The sequence below is a fragment of the Stenotrophomonas sp. NPDC078853 genome, from assembly GCF_044901215.1.
GTDB classification, from domain to species: Bacteria; Pseudomonadota; Gammaproteobacteria; order Xanthomonadales; family Xanthomonadaceae; genus Stenotrophomonas; species Stenotrophomonas lacuserhaii.
Genome location: NZ_JBJDOQ010000007.1, coordinates 138,599 through 155,787 on the forward strand (window position 1 = coordinate 138,599; position 17,189 = coordinate 155,787).

15 protein-coding genes are annotated in these 17,189 nt (G+C 66.8%); 9 read left to right on the top strand and 6 right to left on the bottom strand.

The window, feature by feature from the left end; genetic code table 11:
* The first annotated feature begins 3 nt into the window (after positions 1 to 3).
* The 4 genes from ACI2JH_RS09755 (at position 4) to ACI2JH_RS09770 (ending at position 3,984) form a co-directional block, all read left to right on the top strand.
* Complete coding sequence (locus ACI2JH_RS09755) at positions 4 to 951, top strand: L,D-transpeptidase (protein ID WP_404736085.1); 948 nt, start codon at positions 4 to 6, stop codon at positions 949 to 951.
* Positions 906 to 2,249: an APC family permease gene (locus tag ACI2JH_RS09760; RefSeq protein ID WP_404736086.1), complete on the top strand. Its 1,344-nt coding sequence runs from the start codon at positions 906 to 908 to the stop codon at positions 2,247 to 2,249. The genes ACI2JH_RS09755 and ACI2JH_RS09760 overlap by 46 nt, the downstream gene beginning before the upstream one ends.
* 116 nt (positions 2,250 to 2,365) lie before the next feature.
* Positions 2,366 to 2,710, top strand: coding sequence for a hypothetical protein (locus tag ACI2JH_RS09765; RefSeq protein WP_101098670.1), 345 nt, complete (start codon positions 2,366 to 2,368; stop codon positions 2,708 to 2,710).
* Positions 2,711 to 2,820: 110 nt separating this feature from the next.
* Positions 2,821 to 3,984, top strand: coding sequence for a PQQ-dependent sugar dehydrogenase (locus tag ACI2JH_RS09770; RefSeq protein ID WP_404736087.1), 1,164 nt, complete (start codon positions 2,821 to 2,823; stop codon positions 3,982 to 3,984).
* A gap of 466 nt (positions 3,985 to 4,450) precedes the next feature.
* Here the strand turns inward: ACI2JH_RS09770 and ACI2JH_RS09775 are convergent, their stop codons facing one another.
* The 5 genes from ACI2JH_RS09775 to tsaD all read right to left on the bottom strand — a co-directional run bounded on the left by ACI2JH_RS09775 (position 4,451) and on the right by tsaD (position 11,283).
* Positions 4,451 to 5,092 carry a hypothetical protein gene (locus tag ACI2JH_RS09775; protein ID WP_404736088.1) on the bottom strand — a complete coding sequence of 214 codons (642 nt, stop codon included), beginning with the start codon at positions 5,090 to 5,092 and terminating at the stop codon, positions 4,451 to 4,453.
* A 139-nt stretch (positions 5,093 to 5,231) separates the two neighbouring features.
* The gene (locus tag ACI2JH_RS09780; protein ID WP_404736089.1) at positions 5,232 to 7,406 is read right to left on the bottom strand and encodes a glycoside hydrolase family 3 N-terminal domain-containing protein; all 2,175 of its coding nucleotides are present in this window, start codon (positions 7,404 to 7,406) and stop codon (positions 5,232 to 5,234) included.
* 123 nt (positions 7,407 to 7,529) lie between these two features.
* Positions 7,530 to 8,828: a mechanosensitive ion channel family protein gene (locus tag ACI2JH_RS09785; RefSeq protein ID WP_101098667.1), complete on the bottom strand. Its 1,299-nt coding sequence runs from the start codon at positions 8,826 to 8,828 to the stop codon at positions 7,530 to 7,532.
* 67 nt (positions 8,829 to 8,895) lie between these two features.
* Positions 8,896 to 9,252, bottom strand: coding sequence for a dihydroneopterin aldolase (folB, locus tag ACI2JH_RS09790; RefSeq protein ID WP_182657285.1), 357 nt, complete (start codon positions 9,250 to 9,252; stop codon positions 8,896 to 8,898).
* 1,005 nt (positions 9,253 to 10,257) lie between these two features.
* Positions 10,258 to 11,283 carry a tRNA (adenosine(37)-N6)-threonylcarbamoyltransferase complex transferase subunit TsaD gene (tsaD, locus tag ACI2JH_RS09795; RefSeq protein ID WP_101098660.1) on the bottom strand — a complete coding sequence of 342 codons (1,026 nt, stop codon included), beginning with the start codon at positions 11,281 to 11,283 and terminating at the stop codon, positions 10,258 to 10,260.
* Positions 11,284 to 11,451: 168 nt separating this feature from the next.
* Between tsaD and rpsU the strand changes: the two genes are divergently transcribed.
* The 5 genes from rpsU to ACI2JH_RS09820 all read left to right on the top strand — a co-directional run bounded on the left by rpsU (position 11,452) and on the right by ACI2JH_RS09820 (position 16,150).
* Entirely contained in the window at positions 11,452 to 11,667 is a 216-nt protein-coding gene (rpsU, locus tag ACI2JH_RS09800) for a 30S ribosomal protein S21 (RefSeq protein WP_002808376.1), read from the top strand.
* Between the two features lie 142 nt (positions 11,668 to 11,809).
* Positions 11,810 to 12,256, top strand: coding sequence for a GatB/YqeY domain-containing protein (locus ACI2JH_RS09805; RefSeq protein ID WP_101098659.1), 447 nt, complete (start codon positions 11,810 to 11,812; stop codon positions 12,254 to 12,256).
* Between the two features lie 144 nt (positions 12,257 to 12,400).
* On the top strand, positions 12,401 to 13,348 hold the full coding sequence (locus ACI2JH_RS09810; RefSeq protein ID WP_404736090.1) for a YihY/virulence factor BrkB family protein: 948 nt from the start codon (positions 12,401 to 12,403) through the stop codon (positions 13,346 to 13,348).
* Between the two features lie 57 nt (positions 13,349 to 13,405).
* On the top strand, positions 13,406 to 15,145 hold the full coding sequence (dnaG, locus tag ACI2JH_RS09815) for a DNA primase (protein WP_191770898.1): 1,740 nt from the start codon (positions 13,406 to 13,408) through the stop codon (positions 15,143 to 15,145).
* 33 nt (positions 15,146 to 15,178) lie between these two features.
* Positions 15,179 to 16,150, top strand: a complete 972-nt coding sequence (locus ACI2JH_RS09820) for a bile acid:sodium symporter family protein (RefSeq protein WP_101098656.1) — start codon at positions 15,179 to 15,181, stop codon at positions 16,148 to 16,150.
* Positions 16,151 to 16,297: 147 nt separating this feature from the next.
* Here ACI2JH_RS09820 and cyoE read toward each other — a convergent pair whose 3' ends face one another.
* Entirely contained in the window at positions 16,298 to 17,188 is an 891-nt protein-coding gene (cyoE, locus tag ACI2JH_RS09825; protein ID WP_042611974.1) for a heme o synthase, read from the bottom strand.
* Position 17,189 lies beyond the last annotated feature (1 nt).

Here is a 17,189-nt window from a genome sequence, read left to right on the forward strand (position 1 = left end):
CCCATGAAGTCGCTGTTGCGTTGCCTTGCCGTTTCAGCTCTGTCGCTGGCCGGTCCGGTGTGGGCGGCCAGCCCGCTGGACGGTGCCGGGCAGGTGGTGGTGGTCACCAGTGAAGGCTGGGACAGCACGCACGGACGCCTGCAGGCGTTCACCCGCACCGACCGTGGCTGGAAGCCGGAAGGCGCCGCGTTCGATGTCGCCCTGGGCCGCAGCGGCAGCGCCTGGGGCATCGGCCTGCATCCGGCTGTCGCCGCAGATGCCGCTTCGGTGGGTGATGCCGCTTCGGTGGGTGACGACCGTTGGTCGTCACGCTCTTCGGCCAGCACCCGTGACGACCAACGGTCGTCACCCACCGATGCGACCGCGTCACCCACCGACGCCGCCGAGTCACCCACCGATGCAGCTGCGGCACGCGCCCCGGTCCAGGCCATCGGCGGCCCGCGCAAGCGCGAAGGCGATGGCCGCAGCCCGGCCGGGGTGTTCGCGCTGGGCACCGCGTTCGGCTACGCCGCGGAGGCCGACACCGCCCTGCCGTGGCAGCCGATGCAGGAAAGCAGCTACTGCATGGACGTACCGGATTCGCCGTACTACAACCGCATCGTCGATGCCGAACGGGTCGGTGCGGAGGCGGTGGAGGGCTCCACCGAACCGATGCGGCTGGACCTGCACAACAAGGGCGATGTGCGCTACCAGCAGGGCTTCGTCATCAACCACAATCCGCGCAATGTGCCGGGCCAGGGCAGCTGCATCTTCGCCCACCTGTGGCGCAGGGAAGGTGAGGCCACCGCCGGCTGCACCGCGATGACCGCCGCGCACATGCAGCAGCTGCTGGCCTGGCTGGATCCGCGCCAAGGCCCGTTGTTCGTGCTGCTGCCACGCGCCGAGTACGCGCGCCTGCAGCAGGCATGGCAGCTGCCGGCCCTGGCCGCCGCCCACGGCCCCTCGCCGTGAGCGCGCCGGACACCCAACCCACGCCCAGCCTGCAGCGTGCGGTCAGCCGCTGGCAGATCGTCGGCCTGTCCATCAACGATGTGATCGGCAGCGGGATCTACCTGCTGCCGGCCGCGACGGTGATGCTGCTTGGCCCCTTCAGCCTGTGGGGCGTGCTTGCTGCCGGCATCGTGGTCGCGCTGCTGGTGCTGTGCTACGCCCAGGCCGCCAGTTACTTCGACGAACCCGGCGGCAGCTACCTGTATGCCCGCGAGGCATTCGGCCGCTTCGCCGGGTTCGAGATCGGCTGGATGATCTGGCTGACCCGCATCAGTTCGGCAGCGGCACTGAGCAACGCGCTGGCCGATGCGGTGGCGCGCTTCTGGCCGCTGGCCGGCAGCGGCGGCGGGCGGATCGCAGTGATCGTGTTGTCGCTCGCCTTCCTGACCGGTGTGAACATCATCGGCGTGCGCTCGGCGGCGCGTACCGGCGTGGTGCTGGTGATCGGCAAGCTGGTGCCGCTGCTGCTGTTCGTGGCCATCGGCGCGTTGTACATCGATCCGCAGCTGGCCTTCTCCGGGCAGCGTCCGGATCCGCATGACCTGCAGCGCATGGGCGAGGCGGCGTTGTTGCTGCTTTATGCCTACGCCGGCTTCGAGAACATCCCGGCCGCGGCGGGCGAGTACCGCAATCCACGGCGTGACATCCCGTTCGCGCTGATCACCATGATCATCACCGTCACCGTGATCTACGCTGCGGTGCAGATCGTGGCGCAGGGCACCCTGCCCGGCCTGGCCGGCTCGGCCACGCCACTGGCCGATGCCGCCGCAGGCTTCGGCGGCGAGGCGCTGGCGCTGATCCTCACCGTGGGCGCGACGATCTCCATCCTGGGCACCAACAGCAACACGATGATGATGGGACCCCGCTTCCTGTACGCACTGGCCGCCGATGGCTACGGCCCGAAAGTGCTGGCACACGTGCACCCCCGCTTCCGCACCCCGGCCGCAGCGATCCTGTGCCAGGGGATCATCTCGCTGCTGCTGGCGCTGAGTGGTTCGTTCGTGCAGTTGGCGCTGCTGTCGATGACCACGCGGCTGTTCGCTTACATCGGCACGGCTGCGGCGGTGCTGGTGTTGGCCAAGCGCTATGCCGACCGCCCAGGCGCATTGAAGCTGCCCGGCGGCCCGCTGATCCCGGTGCTGGCGCTGGTGCTGTGCCTGGCGCTGTTTGCCAGCGCCAGCTGGGCCAACATCCTGGCTGCGCTGGCCGCATTCGCGGTGGGCGCGGTGATCTACCTGTTCCCGCGCAAGGGCGGTTGATGGAGCGCTCGCCGGCGTAGTGTCGGCTCTACGCTGCGCTCACGCGCCGGGCCCGGGCCGTTAACCGGCAGCTCGTCATGATGGAACCTCGAACAACGACGACACGGAGCCGACGAATGAGCCCTGATTACCAGATCCCCGGCCGCGTGCCCGAAGATGGTGTACAGCGCGATGCGTTCGCCGATTATTGGCGCGAACGTTACCCGAGCGAGCCCTACTACGACGCCAGCTCGTCCTTCGAGGACTATGAACCGGCGTACCGGCTGGGGCACCAGTCGCGTGCGCAGGATGTGATCCGCGCTTACGAGGAAGTGGAGCGCGAGCTGCAGACGCGCTGGGCGGCCGAGCGCGGCGAGAGCCGCCTGGAATGGCTGCAGGCACAGCATGCCGTCAAGCGCGGCTGGGAAGATGCGCTGCTCGCCGATCCGCGGCTGGACAAGGGTCCGACGCGCGGCATCTGATCCTTGCCCATGCTGCAGCGTCCCCTCATCCAGGGGGGACGCTGCGACATGCACGGTCGCAATGGTATACAGAGGGGGTTGGCCATCCGCATCCCCGCCTGGAGATACCCATGACCCGTAAGTTGCTTCTCACCCTGGCCATCGGCCTGACCCCGATGCTTGCCACCACTGCCTGCGGCGCCGCCAGTCCAGAGGCTGCCGCGCCCGCCGCCGCCGCTCCGGCGCAGAAATCCTTCAGCGCGTTCAACGCCACCGAGTTCGCCACGTTCGACGAGCCCTGGGCGATGACCTTCCTGCCCGACGGCAGCGTGCTGGTCACCGAGAAGGCCGGCAGATTGCAGCACCTGGACCTCACCAGCAGGGCCAAACATGAAATCACCGGCGGGCCGAAGGTTGCCTACGGCGGCCAGGGTGGTTTCGGTGACGTGGTGCTGCACCCGGACTTTGCCAGCAATCAGCTGGTGTACCTGAGCTACGCCGAAGAAGGCAGCAACAACACCCGCGGCGCCGCCGTGGCGCGCGCAAAGCTGGTGCTCGATGCCGATGGTGCCGGCGCGCTGCAGGATCTTTCAGTGATCTGGCGGCAGGACGCGAAAGTCAGCGGCAACGGCCACTACGGCCACCGCATCGCCTTCGGTCCCGACGGCAAGTTGTGGATCACCTCCAGCGAGCGGCAGAAGTTCGACCCGGCCCAGGACATGGCCAGCAACCTGGGCAAACTGATCCGCCTGAACGACAATGGCTCGGTGCCAGCCGACAATCCGTTCGCTTCGCAGGGTGGCGTGGCGGCGCAGGTATGGTCGCTGGGCCACCGCAACATGCTGGGCATCGCCTTCGATGCCAACAACAAGCTGTGGGTACACGAGATGGGCCCGGCTGGCGGCGATGAGTTGAACCTGATCACCCGCGGCGGGAACTACGGCTACCCGATCGTCTCCAATGGCGATCATTACGATGGTCGGTCGATACCCGACCATTCCACCCGCCCCGAATTCGCCGCGCCCAAGGTGACCTGGAACCCGGTAATTTCGCCGGCCGGCTTCATCATCTACAGCGGCGAGCTGTTCCCGCAGTGGAAGGGCAGTGGCTTCATCGGCGGCCTGTCATCGCAGGCGCTGGTACGGGTGAGCTTCGACGGCGACAGCGCGCGCGAAGCCGAACGCTTCGACATGGGCGCACGCATCCGCGAAGTCGAACAGGGCCCCGATGGCGCGGTGTGGGTCCTGGAAGACGGCAAGAACGGCAAGCTGCTGAAGCTGACCCCGAAGGGTTGACCCCGGTAGTGACGGCCGCTGGCCGTCATGCTGCTCCGCTTCCCGCTGCGCTCGCCGAGCATGGCTCGGCGCTACCCTCGGTGGGTGACGACCGTTGGTCGTCATGCTGCTCCGCCTCCCGCTGCGCTCGCCGAGCATGGCTCGGCGCTACCCTCGGTGGGTGACGACCGTTGGTCGTCACGCTCATCCCCTTCCCGCTGCGCTCGCCGAGCATGGCTCGGCGCTACCCTTGGTGGGTGACGACCGCTGGCCGTCATGCTGCTCCGCTTCCCGCTGCGCTCGCCGAGCATGGCTCGGCGCTACCCTTGGTGGGTGACGACCGTTGGTCGTCACGCTCACCCCCTTCCCGCTGCGCTCGCCGAGCATGGCTCGGCGCTACCCTTGGTGGGTGACGACCGTTGGTCGTCACGCTCATCCCCTTCCCGCTGCGCTCGCCGAGCATGGCTATGCGCTACCGGCATACGGGTCATTCCTGCAGGGCGACGACCTTGACCTCGGTGCGGCTGCAGGCTTTGTCCAGGCACGAACCATTCAACCAGGCCTGGCCGTTGCCGATCATCACGCCCTGCTGGTTGGCAAACACGGTATCGAAGGACTGCGCGCTGATCGCACGCGCCACCGGCGCGGTGACGATGCGCTCGTAATCGCGCTGGAAGGTCGCCGCGTCGGGCACCTCGCGCTTGCTGCCGCCGGTATCCACGCGCAGTGGATACCGCATCAGCGCGGCCACGGCGGCGCGGTCATCGCCAGCGATCCCCTGCTGCAACGCCTTGAACACGGTTTCGTACTGATCGGCATCGCCAAGCACGCGCTCGATCCGCCCGCGCGCATCGCCAGCGGCCGCTGCGGCGGTATCGGCCGGTGCGTTCGGACCGGATTCGGCCGGCGCTGCCTGGTCGGCATCGGCCGGCACGGACGGCGCGCTCGACCCGTTCGGCGACGGTGCCATGATCGGGTCATCCGGCGTGTCGGTCGGGCCCGCAGCGGCTGACATCGGCGCAGGTGCCGCCTCGGCAGGCGCGGCAGGCGCATCGGCCTGCGAACAAGCAACCAGCCAGAACGGGCTCGCCAGCAACAGCGGCAACTTCAATGAACGGGACAGGCGCATGCACGACTCCGGCAGGAACGAAGGCATCCAGCCTAGCCCGGCCAACGTGAGCCGGGCATGCATGACGCGTGCAGGGACGCTGCGCCAAGCCGTGGCGGCGACGACCCGCACGTCCGGACAGGCCGGACGCGTCACTCACTCAGCCAGCCAGCAGCTCGAACTGCACCGGGGAACCACTGATCGCCGATGCACACACCCACAGGTCGAACAGGCCCGCTTCAGCGCGCAGCACGCCATCGCGCCCGGTGAACGCCAGCTGCGAACGGTGCAGCGTGAAGCTCACTTCGGTGGATTCACCCGGCTGCAGCATCACCTTGCGGAAGTCCTTGAGCTCGCGCACCGGCCGCACGCGGCTGGCCACGCGGTCATGGATGTACAGCTGCACCACTTCTTCGCCGGCCACGCTGCCGGTGTTGGTCAGCGTGGTGGTGATGGTGAGGGTGTCATCCCAGCCCAGCTTGGCACTGCTCAGCTGCGGCACGCCGTAGGCGAAGCTGGTGTAGCTGATGCCGTGGCCGAAGGCGTACAGCGGCTCGTTGGGAATCTCGCGCCAGCGCGCCTTGAACTCGGACATGGTCGGCAGCTCCGGACGCCCGGTGCGCGGATGATTGTAGAAGTACGGCTGCTGCCCGGACACCTGCGGGAAACTCACCGGCAGGCGTGCGGACGGGTTGTAATCGCCGAACAGCACATCGGCCACGGCATGCCCGGTCTGGGTGCCCAGGTACCAGGTGATCGCCACGGCCTGCGCATTGCGCACCGCGCCCTGCAGGGCCAGCGCGCGACCATTGCGCAGCAGCACCACCATCGGTTTGCCGGCCATCGCGACCGCTTCGGCCAGCGCCTGCTGGGCCGGCGGCAAGGTGATTTCCACGCGCGACTGGGCCTCGCCGCTGTAACGCTGCGGTTCGCCCAGCGCCAGCACCACCACATCGGCGCGCAGCGCGGCGGCCACGGCCGCCTCGATGCCACCGGTGATGCCGCTTTCCAGATCGCAACCCGGCACCACTTCCAGCAACGCTTGATCGCTGATGGCCGCGCGCACGCCGGTTTCCAGGTCCACGTAACGGCTCTTGTCGCCGAATAGCGTCCAGCAGCCTTCGATGTTCTCGCGGTCCTGCACGAACGGACCGATCAGCGCGATCTTCTGGCCGTCACGGCGCAGCGGCAGCGCCGACTGTTCGTTCTTCAGCAGCACGATGGAGCGCCGTGCCGCGTCGCGCGACAGCTCGTCATGCGCGGCGATATGCGAGTCGTCGGCTTCGCGTGCCGGGTCCAGCGAGCGGTACGGATCATCGAACAGGCCGATGGTTTCCTTCAGCCACAGGATGCGGCGCACGCCTTCGTCCAGCACCGCCATCGGCACTTCGCCACTTTCCACCAGGCCCGGCAGGTGTTCGGCATAGAAGCCGCTCTGCATGCTCAGGTCCAGGCCGGCGGTGAACGCCTTGGCGGTGGCATCGCGGTCATCGGCGGCATAGCCGTGGGCGACCAGTTCCATGTCCGCGGTGTAATCGGAAATGACAACGCCGGGGAAGTTCCACTCACCGCGCAGGATGTCGGTCAGCAGTTCGGCGTTGGCACTGGCCGGCACGCCGTTGATGTCGTTGAAGGAGGACATCACGGTGACCGCGCCGGCATCGAAGGCGGCCTTGAACGGCGGCAGGTGCACATCGCGCAGGGTCTGCGGGGAGATGTCCACCATGTTGTATTCCATGCCGGCCATCACTGCGCCGTAGGCGGCGAAATGCTTGGGCGTGGCCAGCAGCGCGTCGTGCGCACGCAGGTCATCGCCCTGGAAGCCGCGCACGCGGGCGGCCGCGAACGCACAGCCCAGCACCACGTCTTCGCCGGCGCCTTCCGCGCCACGGCCCCAGCGCTGGTCGCGGGCGATATCCACGGCCGGCGCGTAGGTCCAGTGCAGGCCGGCCGCGGTGGCTTCCACGGCGGTGGCACGTGCGGTGCGGCGCGCCAGTTCGGGTTCGAAGCTGGCCGCTTCGCCCAGCGGGATCGGGAACACGGTACGCATGCCATGGATGACATCGGCGGCCAGGATCACCGGGATGCCGAGGCGGCTTTCTTCGATCGCCACCTGCTGGATGCGACGGCCGAGCTCTGCGCCGACGCCGTTGAACAGCGAGCCGACCTTGCCGTCACGCACCTGCTGCAGCACCTGGTCGGCGTTGCTGACGTTGGCTTCCGGGTTCACGTCCGGGGCAAAGGGACGAACCATGTCGGCGAACACGCCCAGCTGACCGACCTTTTCTTCCACGGTCATCTGCGCAATGAGGGATTCGATACGTTCGGAAGCCACCGGGTGTCCTTGATGTAAACGTTTTCAGTGCCGGCATTCTAAAGGTACCGGGCACAAAAGTGCGCATCTTCTGCGTTCATGTTTTCCGTCCGCGCGGATTGCGACGGCGCGGTCGGGGTCAGCTTAAAGCATGCCGGGGCTGGGGGTGGCAGGCGGTTGCTGGGCACGTTCGGCCCGCGCCTCCATCAGCATGGCGTCGCTGGAGGCCTGGAACACGCGCAGACCGAACGCCGGCAGGATCGCCAACAGGTGGTCGAAGATGTCCGACTGCACGCCTTCGTACTCGCCCCAGGCGGTGCTGCGGGTGAAGCAGTACAGCTCCAGCGGCAGGCCTTCGGTGGTGGGCTGCAGCTGGCGTACCAGCAGGGTCATGTCGGGGTTGATGCCGGGGTGGCTGCCCAGGTAGCGCTCCACGTACGCCCGGAAGGTGCCCAGGTTGGTGACGCGCCGGCTGTTGATGTCGCCCGCTCCGCGGGCGCGCAGTTCGGCGTTCCACTGCCCCAGTTCGGTGTCCTTGTCGCGCAGGTAATCAGCCAGCAGGGCGAACTGGCCGACCTGTGCCCGTGCCTGGTCATCCATGAAACCGACGCTGTGCTGGTCCAGGAACAGCGCGCGCTTGATCCGGCGGCCGCCGGACTCCTGCATGCCGCGCCAGTTCTTGAACGATTCGGTGACCAGCTTCTTGGTCGGGATGGTGGTGATGGTCTTGTCGAAGTTCTGCACGGTGACGGTGTGCAGGGCGATGTCGATGACATCGCCGTCGGCGTTCTGGCTGGGCATTTCGATCCAGTCGCCCAGGCGGATCCGGCCATCCCCGCTGATCTGCACGCTGGCCACCAGCGACAGGATGGTGTCCTGGAAAATCAACATCAGCACCGCCGTGGCCGCGCCCAGCCCGGTCACCAGGTAACGCAGTTCCACGCCGGCGAGTGTCGCCACGATCGCCAGCCCGGCAATCGCGAAAATGACGATCTTGGCGACCTGCAGGTAGCCCTTGATCGGCTTGTTGCGCGCGTCCGGCCGACGCTCGTACAGATCGTTGGCGGCATCCAGTGCGTGCGACAGCGCCATCGAGACGGTCAGGATGGCCCAGGCCTGGCAGGCCGCGACGACGAACGCCACCAGCCCGACCGGCAGGTCCGGAACGTAGGCGATGCCGGAGGCGATGACCTGGCTGGGCACCACGTTGGACAACCGGGAGATCACCCGCATCACATTGCTGCCACGGCCGGAGTCGGCCCCCGGCAGGCGGGCGAGCAGGCGGCGCAGGCCACGCAGCAGGATGCGCTTGGTGACCCAGTTGGCCAGCCCGGCGGCGATCACCAGCGCCGACAGCATCAGCGCGAGATAGGCACCGGGATACGGCGCCAGAGATTCCTGCAGGCTGTCCAGCCAGTTCACCACCACTACCGCATCCACCACCAGGTTGCCTCCTTCTTGTAGGTCGTTCATCGGGTTCCGGTTGCCGACCGCGGCCGGCGCGACCGGATTACCGGGTCCGTTCGCGTTCGATGATCACGCCGACGGCGCGCGCGCCGCGCACGGCACCGGGCTTGCTGAGCTTCAGCCGCAGCCATTGCACGTCGAATTCCTGCAGCACGATCTCCGCGCAGCGCTCGGCCAGGGTTTCCACCAGACCGAAGTCCGAGGCCCGCACGTATTCCTGCAGCCGATTGCTGACAGCCTTGTAGTTCAGCGTGTGCTCGATGTTGTCGGTGGCGGCCGGACGACGGTTGTCAAAGCCCATTTCCAGGTCGAATACCAGCGTCTGGCGGATCCGTCGTTCCCAGTCGTAGATACCGATCAGGGCGTCGATCTCCAGCCCTTCGATGAATACCTTGTCCATGATGCCTGCCGCACGAAAGAGGCCGTCATGGTAACGGGACCGGCCACGAGGTGCAGGGACGTGGGATGAACAGCGGGCCTGGGAAAAACAGAGGGCCCTGCTAGCGGGCCCTCTGGTACTGCCATTGTCCCCGGGGGAAGTCGCCTTGCAGCGGCCGCATGTCCCGAAGCCCACGCCAGAAATCTAGATAGCGGCGCGCCCCTCGTCAATTGCCATACGCGACATTCGTTTTGCCGGAATTGTCCGTATGTGGACGAGCGTTACCCCTATTCACCGGGACGCCCAATCGAAGCACATTGGGATACGAGTGGGGTAGCAACGGCCTTTTCGATGGAAAACAGCGACGTCTTCAGCAGGGTCCTTTCAGCTGCGCGGTGGGGCACGTTCCAGCGAATGGGGGCCGCCATGGCGCATGACGTTGGCCCTGCAACGCTCTACGCACGGAACATGGCCGTTTGCGCGGAGCTTCTTTCGTATCTACACATCTGTGAAGTTGCAATGCGCAACGCCGTGGCAGACGCGTTGTGCCTTCGCTATGGGCCACGGTGGCCTTGGCACGCGGCATTGCTACGAAGCCTTCCGGAAGCACGAGGCGCTGCATGTGCGCACAGCGAGCTTCAGCTGCTGGGCAGACGCCATCGCAGCGCTGACCAGTTGGTCCCCCACCTGCGCTTTGCGTTCTGGCAACAGATGTTCACCAGAAGGTTCGATGACTCACTATGGCATCCGTGCCTGACTCGGGTATTCCCCAATATCGGAGCGGGAGAGATCCCAGGCCTCCGCGCCAGATTGCACACGGATCTGGAGCATGTCCGCACCTTGCGGAACCGGATCGCCCACCATGAACCTGTGCTCGAACGGGACCTTCATCGGGATCTCGCCGCGATCGAGCGCATCATCCAGGCCCGATGCCCTTCCACGCTGTGCTGGCTGCAATGCAAGTACCCGGTTGACACCTTGCTGAGCACATCACGCGCGTTGCTACGCTGAGCCTGCCGGTACCGATCACACCGCCGGCAGCGTCGCCATGTCCCAGCGCGGGGTGACGTCCACGCGCGGCGGATTGTGCTGGCCGGCCTGCAGCCGCAGTGCACCGGCGAACGCGATCATCGCCCCGTTGTCGGTGCACAGTGCCGGGCGCGGGAAGCAGGCCCTGCCACCCAGCCTGGCGGCCATTTCCTGCAGCCGCACGCGCAGGCGCTTGTTCGCGCCCACACCGCCGGCCACCACGATGACATTGGTGCCGGCCGCTTCCAGCGCGCGTCCACATTTGATAACCAGCGTCTCGACCACGGCATCTTCAAAGCCGCGTGCGATGTCGGCACGGGTCTGCTCGCTCTGGTCGCTGTCGCGCCAGGCCAGCAGCACCTGGGTCTTCAGCCCGGAGAAGCTGAAATCCAGCCCGGGGCGGTCGGTCATCGGGCGCGAGAAACGGTAGGCGCCCGGACGGCCCTGTTCGGCCAGTGCGGCCAATTGCGGCCCCCCCGGATACGGCAGGCCCATCATCTTGGCGGTCTTGTCGAAGGCTTCGCCGGCGGCATCGTCCAGCGTCTCGCCCAGCAGCCGGTACCGGCCGATGGCCTCCACCGCCACCAGCTGGGTATGCCCACCGGACACCAGCAGGGCCACGAACGGCGCCTGCGGCGGGTCGTCTTCCATCAGCGGTGCCAGCAGGTGGCCTTCCATGTGGTGCACGCCCACGGCCGGCACCTCCAGCGCCCAGGCCAGCGAACGCGCCACCCCGGCACCGACCAGCAGCGCACCGACCAGGCCGGGACCGGCGGTGTAAGCCACCCCGTCGATGTCGCCGACGGTCATGCCGGCTTCGTCCAGCGTCTGCCGGATCAGTGGCAACAACTTGCGCACATGGTCACGGCTGGCCAGTTCCGGCACCACGCCACCGTATTCGGCGTGCAGCGCGATCTGGCTGTACACCGCGTGGGCGCGCAGGGCTTCGATGCCGGTGAGGTCGGTGTCATACACCGCCACGCCGGTCTCATCGCACGATGATTCAATACCAAGGACTCGCATGTGGTGTATTATGCGCCCCCTGCGTGCTCCTCAGGGGCGATGCAGGCCCTTGAGATGCAAGAAAACCGGCCCGTATTCAGGCCGGGATGCTTGCAGTTTGTCGAAGCGCCGCTATAATGTGCGGCTCGCCGGGTATAGACCCGGTTCTACACAGTGTCCGGAGATTCCATGCCCAGCGTCAAAGTCCGCGAGAACGAACCTTTTGAGTTTGCTCTTCGCCGCTTCAAGCGCACTTGCGAAAAGGCCGGTGTGCTGGCCGAAACCCGTAAGCGCGAGTTCTACGAAAAGCCGACCCAGGAACGTAAGCGCAAGGCTGCTGCTGCAGTGAAGCGTCAGCTGCGCCGTTCGTCGCGCGACGTCACCAAGCGTCAGCGCCTGTACTGATCGGACGCACTCATGGCGACAGGTTCTGCCTGTCGCGGTGGGGAAGAAGCCGGCACGCGCAAGCGTCGCCGGCTTTTTGCGTTCCCGGGCTGCCGCCAAGGCGCCCACCAATTAGCCTGACCCACGACATACGAGGTGCCCCATGAGCATGAAGCTGAAGCTGACCGACGACATGAAGGCCGCCATGAAGAGCGGCGACAAGCACACCCTGGGCGTGGTCCGCCTGATCAAGGCCGCCGTCCAGCAGAAGGAAGTGGACGAGCGCATCGAACTGGACGACACCGCCGTGGTCGCCGTGCTGGACAAGATGGTCAAGCAGCGCAAGGACTCGATCAGCCAGTACGAAGCAGCCAACCGTGAGGACCTGGCGCAGATCGAGCGCGAGGAAATGGTCGTGATCGAGCGTTACCTGCCGGCCAAGATGGGCGAAGCCGAGATCATCGCCGCCATCCAGGCCGCCGTGGCGGAAACCGGTGCGACCAGCCCGGCCGACATCGGCAAGCTGATGGGCGCGCTGAAGCCGAAGGTCGCCGGCAAGGCGGACATGGGCCTGGTGTCCAAGCTGGTCAAGCAGCAGCTCGCAGGCTGACGCGAACACCTGCCCCGGCAGCGCCGAGCCACGCTCGGCGTACTGCCTCGGAACGCTGCAAGGCAAAGCCGCCGGGCATGGCTGGGCGCTTACCCGTTCCACGCTTCACCCTTTCTTCGACCTGCGGCTGGTAAAACAGCCCGCATGCCAGATCCGAACACCGCCCCCGCCGCCACCGATCCGCACCGCGGCGTCCCGCATTCCATGCGCAAGTACGTGGACCGGCTCAACCGCAGCTTCCCGATGGCCGTGCTCAACCGCTTCATCGAAGTGGACGTGCTGAGCCAGGCCGCTGCCGTGTCCTTCTACGCCCTGCTGTCGATGGCACCGCTGCTGGTCCTGCTGTTGTGGCTGACCGCATCGCTGTACCCGCCGGCGCAGCAGGCGCTGGTCGAGCAGATCGGCACGGCCGCCGGCAACAGCGTGGCGGTGGTGGCCGAAACCGTGTTGAAGAACGCCGATCAGCAACCCAGCATCGGCTCGCTTGCCGGTATCTGGAGCACGCTGCTGCTGTTCATCGGTGCCACGGCGGTGTTCGCCCAGTTGCAGGGCGCGCTCAACCTGATCTTCCGCACCAGCGGCGAGCGCCTGGAAGGGCTGGCCGCCTGGCTGCGCAAGCGCGTGTTTTCCTTCGGCGTGGTACTGGCGCTGGGCCTGCTGCTGGTGGTGTCGATGACCGCCACCACCATGCTGCAGGTCGCGTTCGCGCAGCTGCCTTCGTTGCTGCCGGCGCTGGGTTACCTCAGCACGCTGCTGCTGTACACGGTGGCCTTCGCCTTCATGTACCACTACCTGCCGGACCGGCGCGTGGCGTGGCGCCAGGCCTTCATCGGCGGCGCCATCACCTCGGCGCTGTTCGCCCTTGGCCGCTATGGGATCGGCGTGTACATCGCACAGGTCGCACCGGGCAGCGCGTACGGTTCGATGGGCGCACTGGTGATCTCGCTGGTCTGGATCTACTACGCCATGGTGGTGTTCTTCGTCGGCGCGCTGATGACCTCGGTGATCGACGAACGCCTGCGCGCGCAGAACCACCTGGCTGCAGCCGGCATCGTGCCGCCCAAGCCGGGCGCGGCCGCCGGCAACGGGTAAACTAGGCGGACTTCCCGTTCGCCCGCACTGCCTTCCGGCGGTGCCCTGCCGGTTGCCATGGCCCGCATTCCAGACGCTTTCATCGACGACCTGCTGGCCCGCTCCGACATCGTCGAGGTGGTGGGCAGCCGCGTGCCGCTGAAGCGACAGGGCAAGGAATACGCGGCGCGTTGCCCGTTCCATGACGAACGCTCGGCCTCGTTCACCGTATCGCCCACCAAGCAGTTCTATCACTGCTTCGGCTGCGGCGCGCACGGCACCGCGATCAGCTTCCTGATGAACTACGACCGCCTCGAATTCCTCGATGCGGTGGACGAACTGGCCAAGCGGGTCGGCATGGAAGTGCCGCGCAGCGAGAACCCGCGCAGTGCGCAGCAGCAGGACGAAGGCCGCGAACTGTATTCGGCGCTGGATGCGGCCGCGCGCTTCTTCCAGAAGAACCTGGAAGACAGCGAGAAGGCCCGCACCTACCTGGACGGCCGCGGCGTGGACGAAGCCAACCGTACGCGTTTCCAGATCGGCTATGCGCCGGATGGGTACAGCGGGCTGCGCGACGCGCTGGGCAAGGACGAGCGTCGGATGAAGCTGCTCGACCGTGCCGGCCTGTTCTCCAAGAACGACCGCGGCCATGTCTACGACAAGTTCCGCGACCGGGTGATGTTCCCGATCTTCGACCGCCGCGGCCGGGTGATCGCCTTCGGCGGCCGCGTGTTCGAGAAGGACGACGGCCCGAAGTACCTCAACTCACCGGAAACCGCGCTGTTCCACAAGGGACGCGAACTGTATGGCCTGTGGCAGGTGCGCCAGGCCAACCAGAAGATCGAGCGGTTGATCGTGGTCGAAGGCTACATGGACGTGGTGTCGCTGTTCCAGTTCGGGGTCACCCAGGCGGTGGCCACGCTGGGCACGGCGACCACGCCGGACCATGCCGAGCTGCTGTTCCGCAACGCCCCGGATGTGTTCTTCTGCTTCGATGGCGATGCGGCCGGCCGGCGTGCCGGCTGGAAGGCGCTGGAATCGGTGCTGCCGCGCATGAAGGATGGCCGCCAGGCCTTCTTCCTGTTCCTGCCCGATGGCGAAGATCCGGACACCATCGTGCGCAAGGAAGGCGCCGAAGCCTTCGACGAGCGCCTGAAGCAGGCCACGCCGCTGTCGCAGTTCTTCTTCGACGAGCTGACCCGCGAGATCAACCTCGGCACCCTGGATGGCAAGGCCCGGCTGGCCGAGCGTGCCAAGCCGATGCTGGCGCAGATTCCCGACGGGGCCTTCGGTGACCTGATGAAGCAGCAGCTGGGCGTGTTGACCGGGCTGGGCGGCCAACCCGCGCAGCGTCCGCAGCAGGGCCCGCGCGCGACGTCGGGCCGCCCGGTCACGCCGGTGGCGAAACGCAGCCTGGTCCGCGCGGCGATCGCGATCCTGCTGCAGCAGCCTTCGCTGGCGATGTCGCTGGGTGGACAGCACCATTTCCACGGCCTGCGCCTGCCCGGCGTCGAGCTGCTGCTGGAGCTGCTGGCGCTGGTCGAACAACGCCCGGACATCAGCACAGGCGCGCTGCTGGAACACTTCGATGGCCGCGAAGAGCAGGCGTCGCTGCATACATTGGCGGCGCAGACGCTGGCCGGCGACGAAGCAAAATGGACCGAAGAGCTGCACGATGCAGTGGGCCAACTGGAAAAGCAGCTGCTGTTCCAGCGCATCGAAGACCTTAACGCCAAGCAGCGACAACACGGCTTGGACGATACTGACAAATTCGAAATGCGCGAGCTGCTGAAGGCCCGCGCCAGCCTGCGCATCTGATCGCGTGGGCGCCTGCCAAGGAGCCTGCCTGACATGACACGCTGGTGGTCGCGACTGCGACCGGACAACTTCACCCTGGCCCTGCTGGGCACCGTGCTGCTGGCCTCGTTGCTGCCGATGACCGGCCCCGCCGCGCTGGTACTGGACGATGTCACCAACGTGGCGATCGGATTGCTGTTCTTCCTGCACGGCGCGCGCCTGCCGCGTGAGGCCGTGATCGGCGGCCTGCTGCACTGGCGCCTGCACCTGCTGATCCTGGCCTGCACCTTCGTGCTGTTCCCGCTGCTGGGCCTGCTGTTCCATCCGCTGTCCGGCTGGCTGCTCACGCCGGAGCTGTACCTGGGCGTGCTGTTCCTGTGCACCCTGCCCTCCACGGTCCAGTCGTCCATCGCGTTCACTTCGATGGCGCGCGGCAATGTGCCCGCAGCGGTGTGCAGCGCGTCGCTGTCGTCCATCCTGGGGGTGTTCCTGACGCCGCTGCTGCTGACCGCGCTGGCCGGCACCCAGGGTGGCATCCACAATCCGCTGCAGGCCATCGGCGGCATCATGCTGCAGCTGCTGGTGCCGTTCGTGGCCGGCCACCTGCTGCGGCCGTGGATCGCCGGCTGGGTGGAACGCCAGCGCGCGCTGCTGCGCTACACCGACCAGGCCACCATCCTGCTGGTGGTGTATTCGGCCTTCGGCGCGGCGGTGACCGAAGGGCTGTGGTCGAAGACCCCGCTGATCTCACTGGCCGCGGTGGCGGTGGTGGCGGCGGTACTGCTGGGCATCGCGATGCCGCTGATCACGCTGGCCGCACGCAAGCTGCATTTCAGCCGCGAAGACGAGATCGCGATCGTGTTCTGCGGCTCCAAGAAGAGCCTCGCCACCGGCATCCCGATCGCCAAGGTGTTGTTCGCCGGCGGCAGCCTCGGCGCGATCGTGCTGCCGGTGATGATCTACCACCAGATCCAGCTGATCGTCTGCGGGGTCATCGCCCAGCGCTACGCGAAGGAAACGCGGTAGCCCGGTAACCCGGTAGCGCCGAGCCATGCTCGGCGGCTTTCTGCAGCGGCGCCTGAACCACCCCGCCGAGCATGGCTCGGCGCTACCAAGGCGGCTGGCTCCACGCGCGGGTAGTGACGGCCGCTGGCCGTCAATCCCAACCAGGCGTTACAGCCAGGGCAGGATCCAGTGGTCCACCAGCAGGAAGGCGAACAGCGCCATCAGGTATACCACCGACCAGTTGAACATCTTCATCGAGAACAGTTCATCCGGCGGGTCCTGCATGCGCCAGGCGTACCAGAGGAACACGGCGTTCAATATGATCGCCCCGCCCAGGTAGAACGGTCCGCTCATGCCGACCACGTACGGCAGCACGCAGATGATCGCCAGCACGATCGAGTAGGCCAGGATCTGCTTGCGGGTGTGCACCACGCCGTGGGTGACCGGCAGCATCGGAATCTTCGCCTTGGCGTAGTCTTCGCGGCGGAAGATCGCCAGCGCCCAGAAATGCGGCGGCGTCCAGATGAAGATGATCAGCACCAACAGTGCCGAATACCACCAGTCGGCCGAGGTCTGCATGCCGGTGACCGCGGCCCAGCCGAGCATCGGCGGCATCGCGCCGGCCAGTCCGCCGATGACGATGTTCTGCGAGGTGGCACGCTTGAGGTACACGGTGTAGATCACCGCATAGCCGATCAGCGAGGCGAAGGTGAGGATGGCGGTGATGACGTTGACCCACACCACCAGGATCGTCATCGACAACACGATCAGCACGCCGGCGAAGGCCAGCACCTGCCACGGCTTGACCTTGCCGACCACCAGCGGGCGCCACGAGGTGCGCGCCATCTGCGCATCGATCTTCGCATCCAGCAGCTGGTTGATCGCCGCCGCGGCAGAGGCCGACAGCCAGATGCCGAGGAAGCCGAGCGCGCCCAGGCGCACCTGCTCCCAGCTGGGTACGCCGGGAATGGCGAGGACCATGCCGACCAGCGCGGTGAATATGATGAGAGCGACGACCTTGGGCTTGGTCAGGTCCCAGTACTGACGATAGGTGGCCATG